The following is a 20,095-nucleotide window of genomic DNA, read 5'->3' on the forward strand; positions in this document are numbered from 1 at the left end:
CCTGATCAGGGAAGAGGTTTGACGGAATCGTCCAGCAACCGGTCCTCTTCATTTGTCGTCGAGGGAGCTGTTGCGCAGACTTTTCTCTGCTCAAGTGTCTTGACGCTATCGAGCTGTTTCTGCAGAGAATCGATCCGGGTTTCAGAAGCATCTTCCCTGAGCGGTTTCCCTGCCGGAGAAAGAGTTGTGCCTTCCATCACGCCAATGCCGGGGATGGGATCGAACTTTACAAAGAACCCGCTATTCGCATTATCGGTCCCGTTTGTTTCTGCTGTTGCGGTTTTCTGTCTCAAGCCTTCGATTTTGTCGGACAGGCGAACGTCCTCCACGAAAAGATGACGGCAGTCGAGAGACGTGATGTCCGTCGCGGCAAAAGCGGATTTTCCGGAAAGACCACAGAGCAGCAGCACAGTTCCGTACAACATCTGTCGTTTCAAGGTCAGCACTCCGATATCTCGTGGCCGCTGGCGGGACCAGCTCTGGCGAATGATGGATGGTCGTTGACTGCTCATGTCAGTACTGGAACTGCATACCCAGCAGGAAGGCGTTGGAAGCCTGTGTGGCTGCTGCCTTGTACCGGACGTAATCGAACGTGAAACGCAGGTTGTGTCCGTCCATGACATAGTTCGCACCAGCATCGAACTGCGTGGTTTTCGGATGGCCGGGACCATACATGTCTTTCTTGAAGCGGAACTCCTGGTAGCGTACCAGTGGCTGCAAACGGCCCCATCCGAGCTTGTAGGGGATGAGGTAGGCGGTGCTGGCCAGAAAGGCCGTGCCATTATTGATGCCGCCGACGTTTCCGTAATCAGCCGAACGCTGCCCGAAACCTGAAGGAATATCTTTCACACCGTCAGTATGGTACTGGTAATAAGCGCCTTCGAGCGTATAGACACCATAGCGGGCGTCCTTGCCGATCTTCTTTTCAAACAGACCATCAAGGTTCCACGCCTTGTAATCGCCTTTCTCTGTCGCGCTGCCGACGCCATCCGTTTCATACTGCGCAGCCAGACCAATCGCGAGAATGTCGGCTTTGCCGTAATATGTACTGGCGGTGTAATAGGCAGGGGACGGCTCGGGATCGAGGAAGTTATATTCCATGCGGCCTGCGAAAAGCGGGTGTTCTCCGTAATTGGAGCCGCCCTTGACCCAGTTGTGACCCCGATAGATGCCGGCCATGTAGCGGAAATGATCTTTGAGGGTCTTGCCCCATATCGTCACGCCGTCATCGCGTCCGGACCATGCGCCGGGATATTGCGAGACAATGGGGAAAGCGTAAGTGCTGAGAAAGTATGGACCATCAAGGTTGGAACGATCGCTCGGTGTCAGCATCCGGCCCATCCAGACGTTGAACTCTTTCCAGGGTTCGATCTGGAGAATGCCATCGAGAACATTCCAGTTTCCGTCGCGTAGTCTTTCCATATTGAGCGTTGTTTTAACGTATTTGTGGAACTGCGCTCCCATATAGACACGCAGATCGGCGGCGCTGGCGGCGCTGGAATTATTCGGTGTGGCGGGGTCCTGACTCAGATACTGGGCTCTCACGCCGACGCCGAGTGTGAAGAACTGGTTGTTTCCGAAATTGACCGTCATCGCTGCGCGGGACGCCTCAGGTGCGGTTACGCTTAATGCGACGCATGCAGACAGAATGCTGCCGTAACGAAGTAATCTATTCTTCCGGTTCGCCGAGAACCGTGACGTGAGCGCAATCATGACCATCCCCTTATGACCCCAGTCACTGCCAGGCGATGTGATTACGATACGGTAACGTATTCCCTCTGCGAAATGCGTAAAAATACCTAGCGAGGTAAGGGAGGGGCGGATGATGCAATAGTCATGCAGACAAATATTATGTCTTTGCAATGAGATGCAGATTGTGAGGCGTCAGCTTCCATACCCGATAGCAAATAAAAGGCTCACGGCCACCGCTGGCGACCGGGTTCTGTCAGTGCCGTTTTGGAAATTCATGGCTTCAGGCAGCGATGAGAAATCACCGCAGGAATGTCTGTCAATGAACGGTTGAAGTTGGCCATCCGGGAGTGGAAGACCGTCAAGGACTGGGATCTATTTCTAAAAAGACCCTCAGCCCGTGGCAGAAAAGACGATTTTACTTTGATTTTTTGGGCTCCAGCCCCCCTTTGTCGCAAATAAAGCGGGCAATCGCTTCAACCCCTTCACCCGAGCGAATGTTGGTGAACACGAACGGTCTTTCGCCACGCATGCGCTTGCTGTCGCGGTCCATGACGGACAGGTCCGCCCCGACATGCGGCGCAAGATCGATCTTGTTGATGACCAGCAGATCGCTTCTCGTAATGCCCGGACCACCCTTGCGGGGAATTTTGTCACCCGCCGACACGTCAATCACGTAGATCGTCAGGTCAGCGAGTTCCGGGCTGAAGGTGGCAGCCAGATTGTCACCGCCGCTTTCGACAAGAATAATATCCAGATTCGGAAACTTCGCATTCAGTTCATCGATACCGGCGAGATTGATGCTGGCATCCTCGCGAATAGCCGTATGCGGGCAACCGCCCGTCTCGATCCCCATGATGCGCTCAGGTGGCAGAGACCCGGCGCGAGTGAGAAATTCAGCATCTTCACGGGTATAAATATCATTGGTCAGAGCCGCGAGATCGAATTCATCGCGGAAACGACGGCAAAGCGCATCCATGAGAGCGGTCTTGCCCGTGCCGACCGGGCCGCCGATGCCTACACGCAGTGGGCCGTGATGTCTGGTTGTCATGTCCTGAACAGCCTTGTTTCCTGAGTTTCATGATGCATAGCCGCAAGATCGGACCGGAAGCAGAGACCGCCGGCATCTTCCAGCGAGAGGGATTTCGTTATCGTCACAACATCCGCCATCTGCGCTTCAAGGGCGGCGAGTGTGCGCAAACCGTCTGTCTGGCCCAGAGGGATCAGGCGGACTGCTGCGGAGACAAGGGCTGACACCGCCACATGAGCGCAGCCGAGGGCCGCCATATCTTCGTCAAATCCTGCCGCCTTCAGGCTGACGCCATACATGACCGGCAACGGCCAGCGAATATCCAGCGTAGTGACGGAAGCGGGCAGGCAGTCCCAGACTTTTACTGCCCGTAAAAAAGCCTCTCCCTGTTTGACGGTTTCTTCAAATCGTTCGCGGGATGAGGCAAGGGCACAGGCTTCCTGCGCCACGGAGCGCATGGCGTCCGGAGTTTCGGCACGCCATGCGGCTCGCAGCAGGATCAGATCGGTGTGAAGACTGCCGTGAGAGAGAAGATCTCCGATCCAGTCAACGAGTGTTGCAACACTGGTGACATCGCCACACTCGATGGCCCATTCCAGACCGTGGCTGTAAGCGAACCCGCCTGTTGGAAAAGCCGGTGAAAGCCACGAAAGAAGCCGGGTGAGGCGGATGGAATCCATTGTCATGGGTAAAAGCGATCAATGATGATGGTGGTGATGGCCATCTCCATGATCGTGGACGTGATCATGGGAGTGCGCGTGGCTCTCTCCATGCCCGGAGGAATACGCGCCTGTTTCGGGATCGAACGGAGCGCGAATGGTGTGGATATGGCCGCCCAGACCCCGCACCATGTCTGCAATCACATGGTCGTTGCGGATCAGGATGCGTTTTTCCTCGATCATCGCGGGCAGATGACGATTGCCAAGGTGCCATGCCATCCGCAGGAGATGGAGCGTGTCATGGCCCGTCACCTCCAGCAGGTCTTCCTCCTGAGCTTCGACCAACACGACACGCCCATCGTCCAGCAGTAGACCGTCGCCGGTGCGTAAAAGGCGCGCATGTTCCAGATCGAGCAACACACGGACTCCTGAGCGCAGATCGAGCATCATCCGGCGCCTGTGGCGCCCCTCATAATCGGCGGAGAAGACATCGCACTCACGCGCACGGTCCCAGCTTCCCGCTGGCAGGATTTCAGAACATTTCATGTCAGAACAGGAAATAACGCTGGGCCATAGGAAGAATCTCCGCCGGTTCGCACGTCAGCAGCACGCCATCCGCACGAACTTCATAGGTTTCAGGATCGACCTCGATCAACGGGGTCGCATCGTTGTGGATCATGCTTCGTTTGCCAATCCCGCCGCGCGTATCGGACACAGCCGACAGACGACGGTTCAGACCGAGCTTGCGGCCGATATCATCTTCCAGAGCGGCCTGCGAGACGAAGGTCACACAGGTCGCGGCGAGGGAGCCGCCAAGACCGCCGAACATCATCCGCCCATGCACTGGCTGCGGTGTCGGGATGGAGGCATTCGGATCGCCCATCATCGCATAGACGATGGCGCCGCCTTTGATGATCAGATCGGGTTTGACGCCAAAGAAAGCCGGATCCCACAGGACCAGATCAGCCAGTTTCCCCACTTCGACCGAGCCGACTTCATGAGAAAGGCCGTGCGAGATTGCCGGATTGATCGTGTATTTTGCGATGTAGCGTTTGGCGCGGTTGTTGTCCGCATCGCCATCGCCCGGCAACGCTCCACGCTGAATCTTCATCTTGTGGGCAGTCTGCCACGTGCGGATGGAGACTTCCCCCACACGACCCATGGCCTGACTGTCCGATGACATCATCGACAGCACACCCATGTCGTGAAAGATGTCCTCGGCAGCGATGGTTTCCCGACGGATGCGACTTTCCGCAAACGCGATATCTTCCGGCAGGCTCGGGTTGAGATGATGGCACACCATGAGCATGTCGAGATGCTCGTCAAGCGTGTTGATCGTGTAGGGACGCGTCGGGTTGGTGGAAGAGGGCAGGACGTTCGGCAGCCCGGCCACGCGGATGATGTCCGGCGCATGACCGCCGCCTGCACCTTCGGTGTGGAAGGCGTGGATGGTGCGTCCCTTGAACGCGGCGATGGTGTCCTCGACGAACCCGCTTTCGTTGAGCGTGTCGGTGTGGATCATCACCTGCACATCCATGCGATCCGCAACGGACAGGCAGCAGTCGATGGCGGCAGGTGTGGAACCCCAGTCTTCGTGCAGCTTCAGGCAGCACGCGCCAGCACGCACCATCTCTTCGAGCGCCTCGGGGCGGGATGCATTGCCCTTGCCGGCGAAGGCCAGATTGACGGGCAGGGCTTCGGCGGCCTGAAGCATTCGCGCCATATGCCAGGGACCGGGCGTGCAGGTGGTGGCCGATGTGCCGGTCGCCGGGCCAGTGCCGCCGCCGAGCATCGTGGTGATGCCGGAGGACAGGGCTTCCTCGACCTGTTGCGGGCAGATGTAATGGATGTGGCTGTCGATCCCGCCCGCCGTGAGGATCTTGCCTTCACCGGCAATGACCTCCGTTCCGGGTCCGACGATGATGTTCACGCCCGGCTGTATGTCGGGATTGCCCGCCTTGCCGATGGTGTGGATGCGTCCCGCCACAATGCCGACATCCGCTTTCACGATGCCCCAGTGATCGAGGATCACCGCATTGGTGATGACGGTGTCCACGGCCCCTTCGGCGTTGGTGCGCTGGGATTGCCCCATGCCGTCGCGGATGGTCTTGCCGCCGCCGAACTTCACTTCCTCGCCATAGATGGTGAAGTCTTTTTCGATTTCGATCAGCAGCGCCGTGTCGGCCAGCCTGATCCGGTCACCCGTGGTCGGCCCATACGTCATGGCGTAGTCAAAGCGGCTCAGTCTCGCCATCAGTCGATGTCTCCCATCACGTCGCCTCGAAAACCGATAGCGCGTCGTGCGCCCCGGAACGGCACGAGCACCACTTCATGTTCCTGTCCCGGCTCGAAGCGCAGCGCCCCGCCGGAGGGTACGTCCAGCCGCCGCCCGAGCGCTTTATCCCGGTCGAACTTCAGGGCCGGGTTGGTTTCCGCAAAATGATAGTGGCTGCCGACCTGAATCGGACGATCGCCCGTATTGACGACGCGCAGCGTGACACGCTCGGCACCCGCGTTCAGTTCGATGTCGCCGTCTTTCGGGAAGAACTCGCCGGGGACAGCGCCGGGGGGGAGGGGGTCAGCGTATCGGGTCATGGACCGTCACCAGCTTTGTGCCATCGGGGAAGGTCGCTTCAACCTGAACGTCGTGGATCATCTCCGGCACGCCCTGCATGACCTGTTCGCGGGTGATGACATGGCCGCCACGCTCCATCAGGTCGGCGACGCTGACGCCATCGCGCGCGCCCTCGACCACGAAATCGGTGATCAGGGCGATGGCTTCCGGGTAGTTCAGTTTGACGCCCCGTTTTAGCCGCTTTCGGGCGACGATGGCCGCCATGGCGACCAGCAGTTTGTCCTTTTCCCGCGGCGTCAGTTTCATGCCCTGAATGCTCCCCTGTCCAGTGTGAGACGGCCAGCCCGCCGCTCTTTCATTCGATCCTGCCTTATCATGTGCGCCACGTCACCGGATCTCCGTGCCCATTCCGCAGAATGGAGAGCAGGCGCCGCGTGAGGCGCGACATGGTGAGACTGCTTGCTCCGAGCCCGCGCACCACGAGCATGCCGTTCCAGGCGGAAGCGGCGGCTTCCACGTCATCCCGTTCAGTGAGAACTGCCCGAACAGGGGCCAGCCACGTCTCCGCATCGGGCGCGACCAGCCAGAGGGTCATCATCACGGTACGTCCGGCGGCGACGGCTTTTTTTGCCAGCAGGCTTGCAAGCGGTCCTTCCGCGATCAGCGACTCAACCCACAGTACGTCACCGTCCCGTTTCACCCGCAACCGGTCCCGCAGATGAATATGCTCGACCGTCTCATCCGAACCTGATCGTCCGAAAACCCGTGTTTCACAGCCGAGAAACGTGGCGTCTCCGGCCATCTCGATCTCCAGCAGGCGGGAAGTCGCGCTCCGATCGAAAAAGATCGTCTCCAGAGGCAGCCAGTCCAGCCGTGCGCCTGCATCGACCCGGCAGCGCGCTTCGATCAGAGCGGGTGTGTCCTGCTCGCGGGCCTTGTAAATCCGTTCCGCCGCCTGTGTCGTGACGGTCAGATGACTGCCCGCGCGGCAGATAATCTCGCCGGTGATCCGGTCTCCCGCCGCAATGCCTCCGGACACGTTGACCAGCACGGCTTCCGGCGTTCCCTGCGGGCGACGCGGCATCAGGATGCGGCAACAGCCCTGCTGTCGCAGTCCGGCGACCCGCGTCACCTGATCCGACAGGCGCACCTCCAGTCCGTAGGCTCCGACAGCCCGTTCCAGCGAGCCAGATGGAGTCATTCGTTTTCAGGCTTATGCAGGAGTCGTGACGCGATCGGTCCGTTCGTTTTTCGTCTTTTCATTGACTCCATCCAGCACACAAAGACGCCCATTTCCAGTTGCTCAATGGGGGAAATTACGTATCTGATTCCCGGACAGCCGGGTCGGTCCCGTTTGCTTCACCATGGATGGAACTGAACTTTGGTCACGTCGAATGGTTCTTTCGCATCCGTTATGATCCAGTGAATAAAATTCGTGCAGCAGGAGTAAAGAGGTCATGGACGAAACCAAACTGGAGATGCTGCGCAAAAAATACGGTGCGGCGTCCGGCAGCGAGATGTTCGATCCTGAGTTTCAGGCTGTTGCCGCGACCCAGTTTTCGACCGATGGCAGGCGCAGCAAGCCCTATTCGGGTGTGCCGACTTTCCTCGGCCTGCCTTATCATCCCGATGCGTCCTCGTCCGATGATTTCGGGGGGCTGGATGTCGCGGTGGTCGGCGTGCCGATGGATCTCGGAGTCACCAACCGTTCCGGCTCCCGTTTCGGTCCCCGAGCCGTGCGCGAGATGGAGCGCATCGGTCCGTATGAGCATGTGCTGAAGCGGGTTCCGGCAAGCCTGTGTAAGGCTGCCGATATCGGAGACGTTCCGTTCCGGAGCCGTTTCAGCCTTGAGAAATCCCACGAGGATATTCAGGCGTTCTACGGTCGTCTTGCGCAGGCGGGCGTGGTGCCTCTATCGGTCGGCGGCGATCACTCCATCAGCTACTCCATCCTCAAGGCGCTCGGCGAGAAGCAGCCTGTGGGGATGGTGCATTTCGATGCGCACTGCGACACGAGCGGCGAGTACGAGGGCGCGAAATTCCATCATGGCGGTCCGTTCCGCCTTGCTGTTCTGGACGGTGTGCTGGACCCGGAACGGTGCGTGCAGATCGGTATCCGTGGCTCATCCGAGTATCTGTGGGAGTTCTCGAAGGATTCCGGCATGACAGTCATTCACGGCGAAGACGTGCCGAAGCTCGGGACCGAGGCGATTCTGGAAACTGTCCGCAAGGTGATCGGCACGGGGCCGGTCTATGTCAGTTTTGATGTGGACTGCCTTGATCCGGCTTTCGCCCCCGGTACCGGAACGCCCGAGATCGGTGGCCTGACGACCCGCGAGGCGCTGGAGCTTCTGCGCGGGCTGGACGGCCTGAATGTCATCGGCGGCGATGTGGTTGAGGTTGCCCCGCAATATGACGCCACGACCAACACCGCGCATGCGGCAGCGCAGGTTCTGTTCGAGATCTTCAATCTGGTGGCGGGCAATCTTGACGCCAGCCAAAAGAAGTAAGGTGAGTCCCGGTTGCCGCCTTCGTAACTGATGGCGGAAATCTCGGTTCCCGGTGGAAAGCCAAGATGTAACAGGGAGTTCAGGCCTGTCCGTCGCTTGCTTCTTGGGTTTCGGGCGAAGGATCGGCTATAGGGGCAGGGGGCGCACATTCGGTGCACCCAATACGGCACGGCGCACTCCGGAGGCGCCGTGGCAGCGATCCGTTTGCTGTCCCAGGGAGGACCTTGCATGCAGGCTGACACTCCGGCGCGTTCCGCCGTTGTCGACCTTGGTTCCAACTCCGTTCGCATGGTGGTGTTCGACGGGATCTCCCGCAATCCGGTTCCCATTTTCAATGAAAAGGCGGTTCTGCGCCTCGGTCGCGGCCTGACCCGTACGGGTCGGCTGAACGACGAGGGCGTGGCCATGGCCGTGGACGTGCTGCGCCGGTTTCACGCCATCGCCTGCGGCATGAATGCGAATCCTTTCGAAATTCTGGCGACGGCCGCAGTTCGGGATGCCTCCAACGGTCCGGAATTTGTCGCTTCGCTACGGCAGATCATGCCGGATGTGCCCATCCGCATCCTGTCCGGAATCGAGGAGGCCGATCATTCCGCGCTTGGCGTGCTGTGTGGCATTCCGGAAGCCAATGGCCTTGTGGCTGATATCGGTGGCGGCTCGCTGGAACTGATCCGCATCGACGCGGAAGGGCGGCACGACGCGGATACCCTGCCTCTTGGGGTGATTCGCCTGAGCGATCGCGCCGAGGGAGAACTCGCTGTTGCCAAGAGTCTGGCGGACAGCGATCTGAAGGGCGTTGAGTGGCTCGACAGCATGAAGGGGCGCACCCTTTATCTGGTCGGGGGCGCTTTCCGTGCGCTGGCCCGCCTCCAGATCGCCCGCACCAATTATCCGCTGAATATCCTTCATTATTATACGATGACGCCCCAGACAGCCCGCGAAATGACCGGCTGGCTGATCCAGAGCAATCGTCGGATGCTCGAACGTCTTCCCGGTGCGCCCCGCAAACGCCTCGACGATGTGCCCTTCGCGGCGACTGTTCTGCGCCGACTGCTCAAGCGTGTCGAACCCGACAGGATCGTGTTCTGTGTCGATGGCCTCCGCGAAGGATGGTACGCGCTCAACGTCGCGCACGAATTGCAGCATGAAGATCCTCTGGAAGCCGTGGCCCGCGAGATGTGCGAGCGTCTCGGGCGCAGCCTGACTCTTCCTTCCGCTCTGTTCGCGTGGACGGCAGAGGTGTTTCCGTACGAAACCGCCCGGCAGGAACGGCTCCGGAAGGTGGCCTGCTGGCTGTCGGATGTCGGCAGCCACGATCACCCTGAATATCGGGCGGAGCAGACATTCCTGCGGATCCTGTGGATGCAGGGCGCGGGTGTGGATCACGAGGCACGGGCGGCACTCGCTCTGGCGCTGGCCGTGCGCTACGAGGCTGAAACGGACGCCGCATGGCTGGCGCCGGCCCGCGCTTTGCTGGATGCCGACACTTTCACATGGGCGGTCACGCTCGGTCTCGCCCTGCGTCTTGCATCGGCCTTATGCGGTGGCACCGAAACGTTGCTCGACGGGACGCGCCTTGAGCGCGGCGACACAGAGCTGTGCCTGCACCTTACGTCCGCGCGTGTTGCGGTGCGGGGCGACTCGGTCAAGCGGCGGCTGGCGCGGCTTGGGCAGGCGATGGATCTTGAGACGCGACTGGATGAAGCACCAGTCCATTCGGCTGCTTTCCCGATCCCCTGAATGGGCGCCTCCGAGCAGGACGGTAGTGTGCGTGCTGAATTAAAACAGCGCGCACCTGAGGGCTGCCCTGATCCAGACAGTTTTGTGTGACGATCTGTGTATTTGGTGAAGACCGTACACGCATTTGCGAAGATCGTTTCATACCCTGCCACCGTATGATGTCAGGTCTGGCCAGTCGATCCGGAACAGGTGCCGAAAGTGAGCCATTTCTGGCATCCCGGCAGCATGGGGCGACCGTCAGGAAGCGCCTTTGTCCACGGGAGTCCGTTGGTGAGCACACGCGACCAGATTTTTTCGGGCCTCTTGGCCTTCACACCGCAAACCGCGGCCGTGTTGTTGGATCATCCGGCGCACGATGGCGTTACGGGTTCCCGCAGCCGTGGCCCATCCGGTGTGACGATTCTGCCTGAGCAGTCACCTTTACTCCCGTTTACCGACTCTTCAGGTGCGACCTTGCTAATGGCGACGATCACCGCACGCGGACCGGCGGCAGTTCCGGCGAGCATGGTCTCTGCGGCTTCCTTTTCCTGCGAGGCGCGATGAACGAGCGTGCACCTCTGATTCTGCTGGTCGGCGCGGACGCAACGATCACGTATTATCGTGCCGGGCTGGAAGCGTGCGGTTTAAGGGTGGAGAGCGTCGCAAGCGCGGAAGCTGCACTCGACAGTCTTGATCATGCATTGCCCGCCATGCTCGTCACGGACTTCACCCTGCCCGGGATGACAGCGTGCCAGCTTGCGCGTCATCTCCGGCTGAACCGGGCGACGCGGGCTTTGCCCGTTATCGCGCTTGTTCAGGATATCTCCGTCATGCGCGACGCGATGGTGGCGGGTGTCGATGCGGTCGTTGAAAAATGGTGCCAGCCCTCTTTCCTCGCCATTCGCATCAGTGCGTTGCTGCGCGGGCCACACAGCCCGACTCATGCGGTGCTGCGGGAGCGGTTTCGTCGGCCAACGGTTGCCGTGGCGATTTCTTCGGGCAGCACGTTGCCTGTTCTCGACGTCCTGCGGGGGGAAGGGCTCGATGTGCTGATGCTGGATCACGCCGCCCTGACCACGCCGGATTTCTGGTTTCCCGGCATCGACTGCCTGATCGTCGATCTTTCCTGCACGGATTTCGACGGGCTGGCATTCTGCCGCACGCTGGACCGACTGCGGCGGAGGGCGTTCTCGGCGTCCCAGACACCGGCGCGCCTGCTCGGGTTTGACACGAATCAGACTGTCTCGGCCATGGAAGCCTATACGGGCGGCATGGATGACTTCCTGACGGACATCCACGACGCCGACCTGTTCCTGCTGCATGTGCGCGTGCAGTTGCGCCGGAAATCCCTGCTCGACGAAAGTGTGCGGAGCGAAGCGGAGCGGGCAGCGCGTGACGCCGCGATGGAGGGCGCACGGGCCAAGACCGTGCTGGCCGATGCACTTGAGCAGGCGAACGACGAACTTGCATCGGCCAATCGCAAGCTGATCGACGCCCAGACCAAGCTGGTGCAGTCAGCCAAGATGGCGTCCCTCGGCGAACTGGTCGCGGGCATCGCCCATGAATTCAACAATCCGCTGGCTTTTGTCCTGGCGCATGGAGCCACAGTTTCCCGTCTTCTTGATCGCGCGCTGGTCGCGCTGGAGACTGGCGACACCGTGGAAGTCCGGATGGCGCTGGAGAAAAGTCGCGATCGGCTGGCTTCAACCGCTATCGGACTGGGACGCATGCGGGATCTCGTCTCCAGTCTTCGACGGTTTTCCCGGTTGGATCAGGGTGCGTTCGAAGATGTCGATATGCCGGACGCGATCAATACGGTGCTCGCCTTGCTGGCCCCGAAACTCGCTGACCGTGTGAAAGTTGAACTGGATTTTCAGGCGCCACCGCTTTTGCGATGCCAGATGGCGCTGGTGCATCAGGTTGTCATGAATGTGGTCAGTAACGCGGCTGATGCGCTTCATGCGCAACCAGCGGACGAGGGACGGTCGCCCATGATCCTGATCGGCACCCATCTGGAAGAAACTTCCCGTGAAACGGAGGCATTCTTTGCGCACGATTATGTGATCACCATCTGCGACAATGGGCCCGGTGTCGAACCTCTCATGCGTGAGCGGGTGTTTGAGCCTTTTTTCACCACTAAGCCGGTAGGAGAGGGGACGGGTCTGGGGCTCGCCACCGCTTACGGAATCGTGCAGGCACATGGTGGCACCATCGAGGTGTCCTCGTCCGGGACAGGAGGAGCGTGTTTCACCATCAGTGTGCCTGCCGAACCGCCTGTGGTCGGTAAGGAGAGCGGTATGATGCGCGCCTCAGTTCCGACGGCCGCATTGCTTGAGGGAGATCTGTTATGACCGGGGCTGTCGTTTCCCGCGACCGTGTTCTCCTCATTGATGATGAGCCGGAAATTCTGGTTGCCCTCACGGATCTGCTGGACCGGGAGTTTGAAGTCCTCACGGCGACGAGCGGCCGGGAGGCACTTGCCACGCTGGCGGACGATCCGGGTGTCTCGGTGATCGTCTCTGATCAGCGGATGCGCGACATGACCGGAGACGCGCTGCTGGCGCAGGCCCGCAAGATATCGGATGCCGGAACCATTCTTCTGACCGGCTTTGCCGATCTCGACACGGTCGCGGCAGCACTGAATCGCGGGGCGATCACGTTCTATGCCGCCAAGCCATGGGATCCTGGCAGCCTGCTGGCCATGGTGCGGGAAGCGGCATCGGCCTGCCGCACGCGTCAGGAACTGGCCACGGAGCGGGCGCTGCTCCGAAGCCTGTTCGATGGTCTCCCTCTGGGGCTTGCGCTTGTCGATGAGACAGGGCGGATCATGCGCCTTAATGAGCGGGCCGCGCTGGCATTCGGCCGTTCCGTTTCCGACTGCCTGACGCTCACCGAAGGCGAGATTCTTCAGGACCTTGGATCTGACACCCCTTCCGAACAGCCGGAAGAGGATCGGCCGCCCGTCATTCGGCGTGTGGATGGAAATGGTCATGAACACTGGCACCGGATCTCCCGCGTTCCCCTGACAGCCCCGGCGGAACGGGGTGCGCAACGGGCGGTATCGGTGCTGATCGATCAGGATGTCACTGACCTGATCGAGATGGAAAAGCGCGCACGACAGGCTGACAAGATGCAGGCTATCGGCACGCTGGCCGGGGGCATCGCCCATGATTTCAACAATCTTCTGACGGCTGTGCTTGGCTCGCTGGAACTGGTGCAGGACCTGCAACCGCCGGTGGACCCCAATATCAGCCGTCTCTTCACCAATGCGATGGATGCAGCCCGCAGAGGCGCGGTGCTGACGCAGAAGCTGCTCGATTTCAGCCGTCCGCGCGATCTTGCGCGTCGTGCAGTCGATATTCCACAGCTTCTGGGGCAGATGCAGGGTTTGCTGGCGCAGAGCATCGGCGGAGGTGGCCCGCGCGCCATTCCTGTGCGGCTGGAATTGCCAGCGGGCATTCTCCTGCAAGCTTCAACCGATCCGTCCTTGCTGGAAGTTGCGCTGGTCAATCTCTGCCTCAATGCCCGGGATGCGCAGCCCAAAGGCGGCGAGATCATCATTTCGGCCCGTGCCGAGACTTTGGAACCCGTCTCACACGGGGGCACGCCCATTATCGGTCGTTCGGGGCGCCCTCTTGCGCCGGGTCGCTACGTCGTCATCAGCGTGACGGATCGGGGTGTCGGGATGACGGTCGAGACACAGGCCCGCATTTTCGAACCGTTCTTCACGACAAAGGCCGTCGGATCAGGGATCGGACTCGGATTGCCGATGGTGTACGGGTTCGTGCAACGCAATGGAGGCGATGTCCGGGTTTCCAGTGCCCCCGGTGCGGGGACGTCCATCGAGCTGTGGCTTCCGGCAGTGGACGCGCAAGGTCGGGTGGGACCTGTTTCGGCGGGGCAGACGGCACAGCATCATGCGCCGGGAAGTCAGCAGCGCAGCATTCTGGTTGTGGACGATGACCCGAATGTCGCAGCCGTCACCGTTGGTTTTCTCTCAAGGGCCGGCTTCAAGGTTCTGGAATGCCATAACGGCTCTCAGGCCCTCGATCTGGTGCGGGATCGCCCCGATATCGGTCTGGTGGTCATGGATCTGCTGATGCCGGAAATGAACGGCGACGAATGTGCCCGGCGCATCTCCGTTCTTCGCCCGGATCTGGGGGTCATCTTCGTGACGGGCTTTGCCGATCGCGCCATCCTGCCGCCAGACGCGCATGTGCTGGCCAAGCCGTTCACGCGTGAAGCCTTGCTGTCTGGTGTGGAAGAGCTGATTCCGGTGAAATGAGCGCTGAGGGGCAGATCAGAACTGGAGGCTGAAACTGCCGCGCAGGCCACTGTCGCTGAAGCGGGCTCCATATTGTCCGGAATAACCGACATTGAAGCCTGTTGTGTCACTGATGCTGACACGAACCCCGGCATTGACAACAGCTGCATCCTGCAGGAGCGGAATGCCAGCTGTTTCGAAGGCGCTACTGCCTGACAGGATGTTTTGCCAGACGGTGGGTGTCATCATGCCGAAGGCGTGACGGTAGGCGAGCGTGATGTTGGGTTCGATGCGGGTTTCCCCGATCCGCATCCGGGTTGCAAGACGTGTGCCGAACGTGGCGAAGGTCACACCCGTATTCATGCCGCGCCCTGCAAGGCTTGCGGCTCCTCCCGTCTCGGCGAAAGAATTCGTCTGCTGATTGACGTATGCGACGTTGCCGAAGGGCTCGACAGACAGGGTCTTCAGAACATTGAACCGGTAACCGAGATCGGCGAATGTCTGCGCCGTCCCGCCAAGATAATTGCTGCTTGTCCGATCGGTGAAACCTGAGAACGCAATATGTCGCGTGGTGGACAGTATGTTCCATGTATAGGTCGCGCCCAGACGAAGTCCGAGAGCACCCCAGTTCCGTCCTGCATACGCCCCGAGCGAGGCGTTGTTGCTATGACCGTTTCCCGCACTTCCGGCTGAAAAACCGGAGTGACCATAAGCAAACAACCCTCCGAGATGCCAGTGGTCTGCAATCGGCGTGTCGCCGCCAAGGATGAAGCCGCCCGTGGAGTTGCTCATGCCCCGTGTTCCGGCCGTGCCGCCGTTATGGCTCCATTCTCCATAAGCCTGCATCCAGAGGGCGGCCTGCCCGGCATGACACTGCCCATCGTCCTTCATTCGTTCTCCATGCTGGTACGATGCGGTTTTCATGCCGTTTGCACCTGCGCCGGGCGCACAGTCCGCTGCGCGCAGGCGGTCGGTCACCGCATTCCGCAGATCGTAACTATCCTGAATCAGGGCCGTGCGGAGCGAGGCATGCAACTCGCCGGAGAGGGCATTGAAAGCTGTCCGGGCGTTTGCGAAATTCAGTTGCGTGACCGGGCTTATGAGTGCGGCATAAGGGCTCATGCCGTCGAGTGCACTGGCAAGGGCGTATTCATTGCGGGTCCGGGCGGCTTCGGTGAATTGGATGGCACTCCGGGTGATATCCAGCGACACGCTGTCCGCTGCATAGCTGACGGAAGGTGCAAGAAAGGGAAACGCATTTTCCGAAGTGGTCGCTCCAATTTCCGCCGTCCCGAATGTGCCCGTCACGCCATCGGTAGCTGTCAGGATGGTGGAATGCTGGCCAAGAGTGAGAGCCGCATTTTGAGCCGCAGGTACGACAGCCAGTGTTGCGCCGTTAATGCTGGCGGTTCCGGTCACATCGATCAGACTTGAGGATTTTTCCGTTGTGGTGACCCGGTAGGTGGCATCCTGCCCGAGTGTGAGGCTGGTTCCCACACTCATGGTTCCGGGAACTGTTTGCGTTGGCGTTCCCGGAGAAACAGTGCCGGAAGCAACATTCAGGCCACCGGCAAAATTACCAATTCCTGCAACGCTGCCTGTGGAAATGACCATGTTGCCGGTAGTGCCGTCGTTTTCCAGAAACCCGGCATTGTCGATCTGGCTGGCTGTCAGCATGCCTGTCAGGATCAGGCTGGCATTCTCGCTGATACCGGTCTCACCCGTATATGTGCTTGTGCCGGTCAGTGTTTCCTGCCCGGCGTCGATGATGAGGCCGCCATATGTCTGGCCTGCGATGCCCCCAATGATGACGGGATAATAGGCGTCTGTCGCATCGGTATCGGCTGGATAGAAATTCCGTATGCTGCCCGAAAAAATGCCGTGGGCAGCAGAAAGTACGAGCGTGTTCGCGCCGAGGATGACCTGACCGTTTCCGGTGAGGGAGCTTATGCTCTGCACGCCGTCCGAATGGAGGATGTCGAGCGTGCCATTGTCGGCGACGCCGGAGGAGTTTGCGATGCTCCCCGGTCCCCCGATCCCCAGCCAGCCATCGGTCGCTATGGTCGTCGTCCCGGAGTAAGTGTTGGCGGCGGTCAGAAAGGCATTCGCATTTTCTTCGACAGTGACACCGTTCGTTCCGCTGATGACTCCTGCCACACCGAGCGGTCCCATGTCGGATGTAATGGAGAGGCCGTTCGTGAAATTGTCAGTGGTGATATAAAAAGGTGTGTAGCCGGTCTCCTTGTTTTGCAGGTCGTACATCACGGCATTGTCGAAAAAGAAATCGACCCCCGTGATGGCGCGGCCTGTGGAGGAACCAGTAGGTTCAATCTGGAGGAAGCTGCCATCCGTCGTATAGGAAGTGGTGTCGGCCGAGGCTCCGGCGATGGTCAGCGTCGTGCCATCGGTGACGTAATCCTGACCGAAGACGCTGCGGACAAGCCCTGCGCTGGTAGCCTGCTGAATCAGCGTGCTGCTGCTCAGAAGAGCTGAAGTGGGTGTGCCTGTATCGAGAAGCGTCAGGAGGGTGGCGCTCGCCTGTTCCGTGCCGTTGCTGAGGGTATATTTGAACAGCGTATCGTATTCAGTGGATGCATTGGCCCCCGACACGGGAAAGCTGCTGGCTGAACTGGTGCTCCAGGGAACGAGACTGAAGAACTGGGCGCGGATCTCGGGAGTAAGGCCAAGGATCAGGCATGCCTCCCCGCAACTGTCAGGTGTGGTGGAAGAGCCGTTCGCTTCCACGACATAGCCCGTGGACGTAAGCTGCCCGGGGATGCCCCCGCTGCCGTTGGTTGTCACAAAATCACCCGCGCCGAAAATACCGTAAAAGTAATTTTCCTGAGGGGCTGTGCCGTTATCGATATTCTGCTGCCAGCTGAGATCCTGATAATACGGGGATGTGCTGTAACCGCTAGCGGTCAGGGCTGGATTGTCGATGACAATACCTGCCGTGTCGCCATACAGGCTTGTCTCGGTGGCGATCCAGTAAGGCGCGACGGACACCGCATAGCCCTCGGATGAGGTATAGCCCGCTATCTGGGTGGCTGTGGTGCTATTGTAAAATTGCACGCTGGAGACAGTGGTCTGATCGATCAGGTATCCATAGCTGCCGTTGCCATACAGATAGGGTGTGAGGTTGGAAACCGGGAGCTGCGCGGCAGTGTTTCCCGGGAACCAGCTCTGGCTGGCGCTGGACGTTCCGACGTCTATGTTGAAGGAATCAGACCCCGTATCAAACAGATATTCCTCGGGTTTTCCTCCGTTGACACCAACATTGATGCCGAGCCGGTCACCGATAATATCGAGGGGAATCTCCTGCGCCCGGACTTCGGGCGTCAGGATGAAGGCGGTCATGGAGAGCAGCGCGAAGCGGAGAGGGATACTGTTGCGCTGCACGGGAACCTGTCCGGTTATTGCCTTGGCGGACAGCTTTAACGTGTCTTTGATGATATCGAAACCCGGTGACGGCGGGAAATGACAGGAGCCGGCGGTGATTCATCCCCCTGCAAATTTTCTTCTCGCCGCCGTGACGGATGGCGGCGCTCCCACCTCGGCTGGTGTATGGGCATCCTGCACGCCTGTCCCGAGCGCCGTCGTGATGGGGATGACGCCAGCCCACAGGCCAAGGTCCAGATCGTCTTCATCGTCTACGGGAGGACCGGTGCGGATCTTTGCACTCGCGTGCTCAATGTCGAGTGCGACCACACCTGTCGCCTTGCGTTCCAGAGCGGACATCGCCCGCACTTCCGCAATCCGTCCCGGAAGAAGGTGCTCGGTGATGGCGTTCAGCGCCGTATCGAACTCCTCTCCATCAACATGACGCGCAGTGCCATGTACGACGGCGGACCGGTAATTCACCGAGTGATGGAAGGCCGAACGCGCCGCCACGATTCCGGTCAGATGCGTGACCGTCAGGCACATGGGAACGCCATCAAGCCGGGCGATGCGGGTTTTGGACGCACCATGCAGGTAGATCGTACTTCCGACGCGCGCATAGGCCATGGGGATGACCATCGGCCGGTCATCGGCACTAAAGCCGACATGGCCCATCAGCCCTGTATCAAGAATGTCGTGGATGGTTTCTTCATCATAGTGCACACGTTTCTGCTGTCGGGCGCGGGCATAATCGGGACGCATGATGCTTCCTTCGAGGTTGATTTTCCTCGTTGGTAGAGGTTCAACTGGACCGGAGCGAGATCCAGTTCAGGATAATATGACCAGACCAGTTTTCCTTCCGGCCTTCATTCGCCCTGATCCGGCATCGCTGGATGCTCTCCCCGTACGCATTTATCGAAATCTGCTGGCGGCTATCCGTGCGGGCAGCATTTCCGCCGGCATGAAGCTGCCCTCCAGCCGCAAGGCCGCCGAAACGCTCGGGGTGTCGCGCAGCACCGTCAATACGGCTTACGACCTTCTGCGGGCAGAAGGTGTGTTGCGGATGCGACCGGGTACCGCCGCCGAGATTATCGTCCCAAAGATCGTTGAAGCCGGGAAAGAACTTTTACCTGAACGCAGGATTTCCGAACGAGGCTGCCTTTTGTCCGAGGATGTCAGGGCCGGGAGTTATGCCGTGGCAACCGGAACGATGGGACCGGGTGTGCCCGATGAAGCCCTGTTTCCGTCCGATGAATGGGGCCGCATCCTGCGTCGCGTGACACGCCAGCGTCACGGAAGTCTGGCAGCCTATGAAAACCCGTTCGGTATTTCGGCGCTCAGGGAGGTTGTGGCGGAGCGTCTTTATGCTGATCGTGGCGTGCATGTTTCTCCTGAACAGATCCTGATCACGACGGGAACACAGGCTTCTTTGACCCTGATTGCGCAGGTCATGACCGATCCGGGAGACACGGCTGCGCTGGAGGACCCGGCGCATCTTGGTGCCCGCACGGCTTTTCTTGGCGCTGGCCTTAAACTTGCGCCTGTTCCCGTTGATGAGGACGGGATCGTGCCAGCCTTCATTCCGGATGATGCGCGCGTTGTCTATGTCACACCCTCAAATCAGTATCCGCTGGGTTCGCGCCTTTCTTTTTCAAGAAGAATGCAGATTCTGGAGCAGGCGCGGCGCACGGGCGCACTGATTCTGGAAGACGATTATGACAGTGAATTCCTGTGGCGGGGACGGGAGATTGCGGCCATGGCGGCGTATGCCCGTGGTGGGGAAGTCATCTATCTTGGATCTGCGGCAAAAACGTTGCTGCCCGCTCTGCGGATCGGGTGGATGGCGGTGCCACGGCCACTTGTGAAACCATTGCGGGCGGCGCTGCGCAATTTCGGCATGATGGCGAATCTCCATACGCAACTGGCGCTGGCGGAGATGATGCGATCCGGCCTTTATCGTGCCCAGTTACGACGCATCGCCAAAACCTATGAAATGCGCGGCAATGCGCTGTTTCAGGCTTTGGCGTGTCGTGAAACGGTCGAGGTCCGGCAGCCTGACGGAGGCGTACAGCTTGCCGTGCGGTTCAGGAAAAGCGGTTTTGAGTCCAGGGTGATGACCGAACTGGGACAGAAGGGGTTTCGACCAGCCCGCCTGTCGGCCCTTTGTCTTGCTGAGAAAATGGAAGGGCTTGTCATGGGTTTTGCTGATGCCACGGAGGAAAGCGTCAACCGGTTCTGCTCGACTCTGGATGAAATTCTGTGTTGACAGAT

17 protein-coding genes are annotated in these 20,095 nt (G+C 59.9%); 6 read left to right on the top strand and 11 right to left on the bottom strand.

Going from position 1 to position 20,095, the window contains the following annotated elements:
• Positions 1-5: 5 nt before the first annotated feature.
• The 9 genes from GOB81_RS05405 to GOB81_RS05445 form a co-directional block, all read right to left on the bottom strand.
• The gene (locus GOB81_RS05405) at positions 6-425 is read right to left on the bottom strand and encodes a hypothetical protein (RefSeq protein WP_173569361.1); all 420 of its coding nucleotides are present in this window, start codon (positions 423-425) and stop codon (positions 6-8) included.
• 88 nt (positions 426-513) lie between these two features.
• A complete protein-coding gene (locus GOB81_RS05410) occupies positions 514-1,713 on the bottom strand; it encodes a porin (protein ID WP_408736904.1) in 1,200 nt (399 codons plus the stop codon).
• A gap of 394 nt (positions 1,714-2,107) precedes the next feature.
• Positions 2,108-2,740, bottom strand: a complete 633-nt coding sequence (ureG, locus tag GOB81_RS05415; protein ID WP_173569362.1) for an urease accessory protein UreG — start codon at positions 2,738-2,740, stop codon at positions 2,108-2,110.
• Positions 2,737-3,399, bottom strand: coding sequence for an urease accessory protein UreF (locus GOB81_RS05420; RefSeq protein WP_173569521.1), 663 nt, complete (start codon positions 3,397-3,399; stop codon positions 2,737-2,739). The genes ureG and GOB81_RS05420 overlap by 4 nt, the downstream gene beginning before the upstream one ends.
• An 18-nt stretch (positions 3,400-3,417) precedes the next feature.
• Positions 3,418-3,924, bottom strand: a complete 507-nt coding sequence (locus GOB81_RS05425; protein ID WP_173569363.1) for an urease accessory protein UreE — start codon at positions 3,922-3,924, stop codon at positions 3,418-3,420.
• Between the two features lies 1 nt (position 3,925).
• A complete protein-coding gene (ureC, locus tag GOB81_RS05430; RefSeq protein WP_173569364.1) occupies positions 3,926-5,632 on the bottom strand; it encodes an urease subunit alpha in 1,707 nt (568 codons plus the stop codon).
• A complete protein-coding gene (locus GOB81_RS05435) occupies positions 5,632-5,973 on the bottom strand; it encodes an urease subunit beta (RefSeq protein ID WP_173569365.1) in 342 nt (113 codons plus the stop codon). Before GOB81_RS05435 ends, ureC begins: the two co-directional genes overlap by 1 nt.
• Entirely contained in the window at positions 5,957-6,259 is a 303-nt protein-coding gene (locus tag GOB81_RS05440) for an urease subunit gamma (protein ID WP_173569366.1), read from the bottom strand. The genes GOB81_RS05435 and GOB81_RS05440 overlap by 17 nt, the downstream gene beginning before the upstream one ends.
• Before the next feature lie 67 nt (positions 6,260-6,326).
• Positions 6,327-7,154, bottom strand: coding sequence for an urease accessory protein UreD (locus tag GOB81_RS05445; RefSeq protein WP_173569367.1), 828 nt, complete (start codon positions 7,152-7,154; stop codon positions 6,327-6,329).
• 256 nt (positions 7,155-7,410) lie between these two features.
• Here GOB81_RS05445 and speB point away from each other — a divergent pair, with 256 nt between their 5' ends.
• From speB to GOB81_RS05470, 5 genes are all read left to right on the top strand, one after another.
• Entirely contained in the window at positions 7,411-8,463 is a 1,053-nt protein-coding gene (gene speB / locus GOB81_RS05450; RefSeq protein WP_173569368.1) for an agmatinase, read from the top strand.
• A gap of 228 nt (positions 8,464-8,691) precedes the next feature.
• Positions 8,692-10,203, top strand: a complete 1,512-nt coding sequence (locus GOB81_RS05455) for a Ppx/GppA family phosphatase (RefSeq protein WP_173569369.1) — start codon at positions 8,692-8,694, stop codon at positions 10,201-10,203.
• Positions 10,204-10,473: 270 nt separating this feature from the next.
• On the top strand, positions 10,474-10,746 hold the full coding sequence (locus GOB81_RS05460) for a hypothetical protein (protein ID WP_173569370.1): 273 nt from the start codon (positions 10,474-10,476) through the stop codon (positions 10,744-10,746).
• Complete coding sequence (locus tag GOB81_RS05465) at positions 10,743-12,533, top strand: ATP-binding protein (protein ID WP_173569371.1); 1,791 nt, start codon at positions 10,743-10,745, stop codon at positions 12,531-12,533. The genes GOB81_RS05460 and GOB81_RS05465 overlap by 4 nt, the downstream gene beginning before the upstream one ends.
• Complete coding sequence (locus GOB81_RS05470; protein WP_173569372.1) at positions 12,530-14,467, top strand: response regulator; 1,938 nt, start codon at positions 12,530-12,532, stop codon at positions 14,465-14,467. The genes GOB81_RS05465 and GOB81_RS05470 overlap by 4 nt, the downstream gene beginning before the upstream one ends.
• Before the next feature lie 15 nt (positions 14,468-14,482).
• Here the strand turns inward: GOB81_RS05470 and GOB81_RS17955 are convergent, their stop codons facing one another.
• Both GOB81_RS17955 and GOB81_RS05480 read right to left on the bottom strand, forming a co-directional pair.
• Positions 14,483-17,845: an autotransporter family protein gene (locus GOB81_RS17955; protein WP_338421313.1), complete on the bottom strand. Its 3,363-nt coding sequence runs from the start codon at positions 17,843-17,845 to the stop codon at positions 14,483-14,485.
• A 99-nt stretch (positions 17,846-17,944) separates the two neighbouring features.
• Positions 17,945-18,586, bottom strand: coding sequence for a pyridoxamine 5'-phosphate oxidase family protein (locus GOB81_RS05480; RefSeq protein WP_173569373.1), 642 nt, complete (start codon positions 18,584-18,586; stop codon positions 17,945-17,947).
• A gap of 76 nt (positions 18,587-18,662) precedes the next feature.
• Between GOB81_RS05480 and pdxR the strand changes: the two genes are divergently transcribed.
• The gene (gene pdxR / locus GOB81_RS05485) at positions 18,663-20,090 is read left to right on the top strand and encodes a MocR-like pyridoxine biosynthesis transcription factor PdxR (RefSeq protein ID WP_173569374.1); all 1,428 of its coding nucleotides are present in this window, start codon (positions 18,663-18,665) and stop codon (positions 20,088-20,090) included.
• Positions 20,091-20,095 lie beyond the last annotated feature (5 nt).

Origin of the sequence: Acetobacter conturbans (assembly GCF_011516755.1) — a bacterium.
GTDB classification, from domain to species: Bacteria; Pseudomonadota; Alphaproteobacteria; order Acetobacterales; family Acetobacteraceae; genus Acetobacter; species Acetobacter conturbans.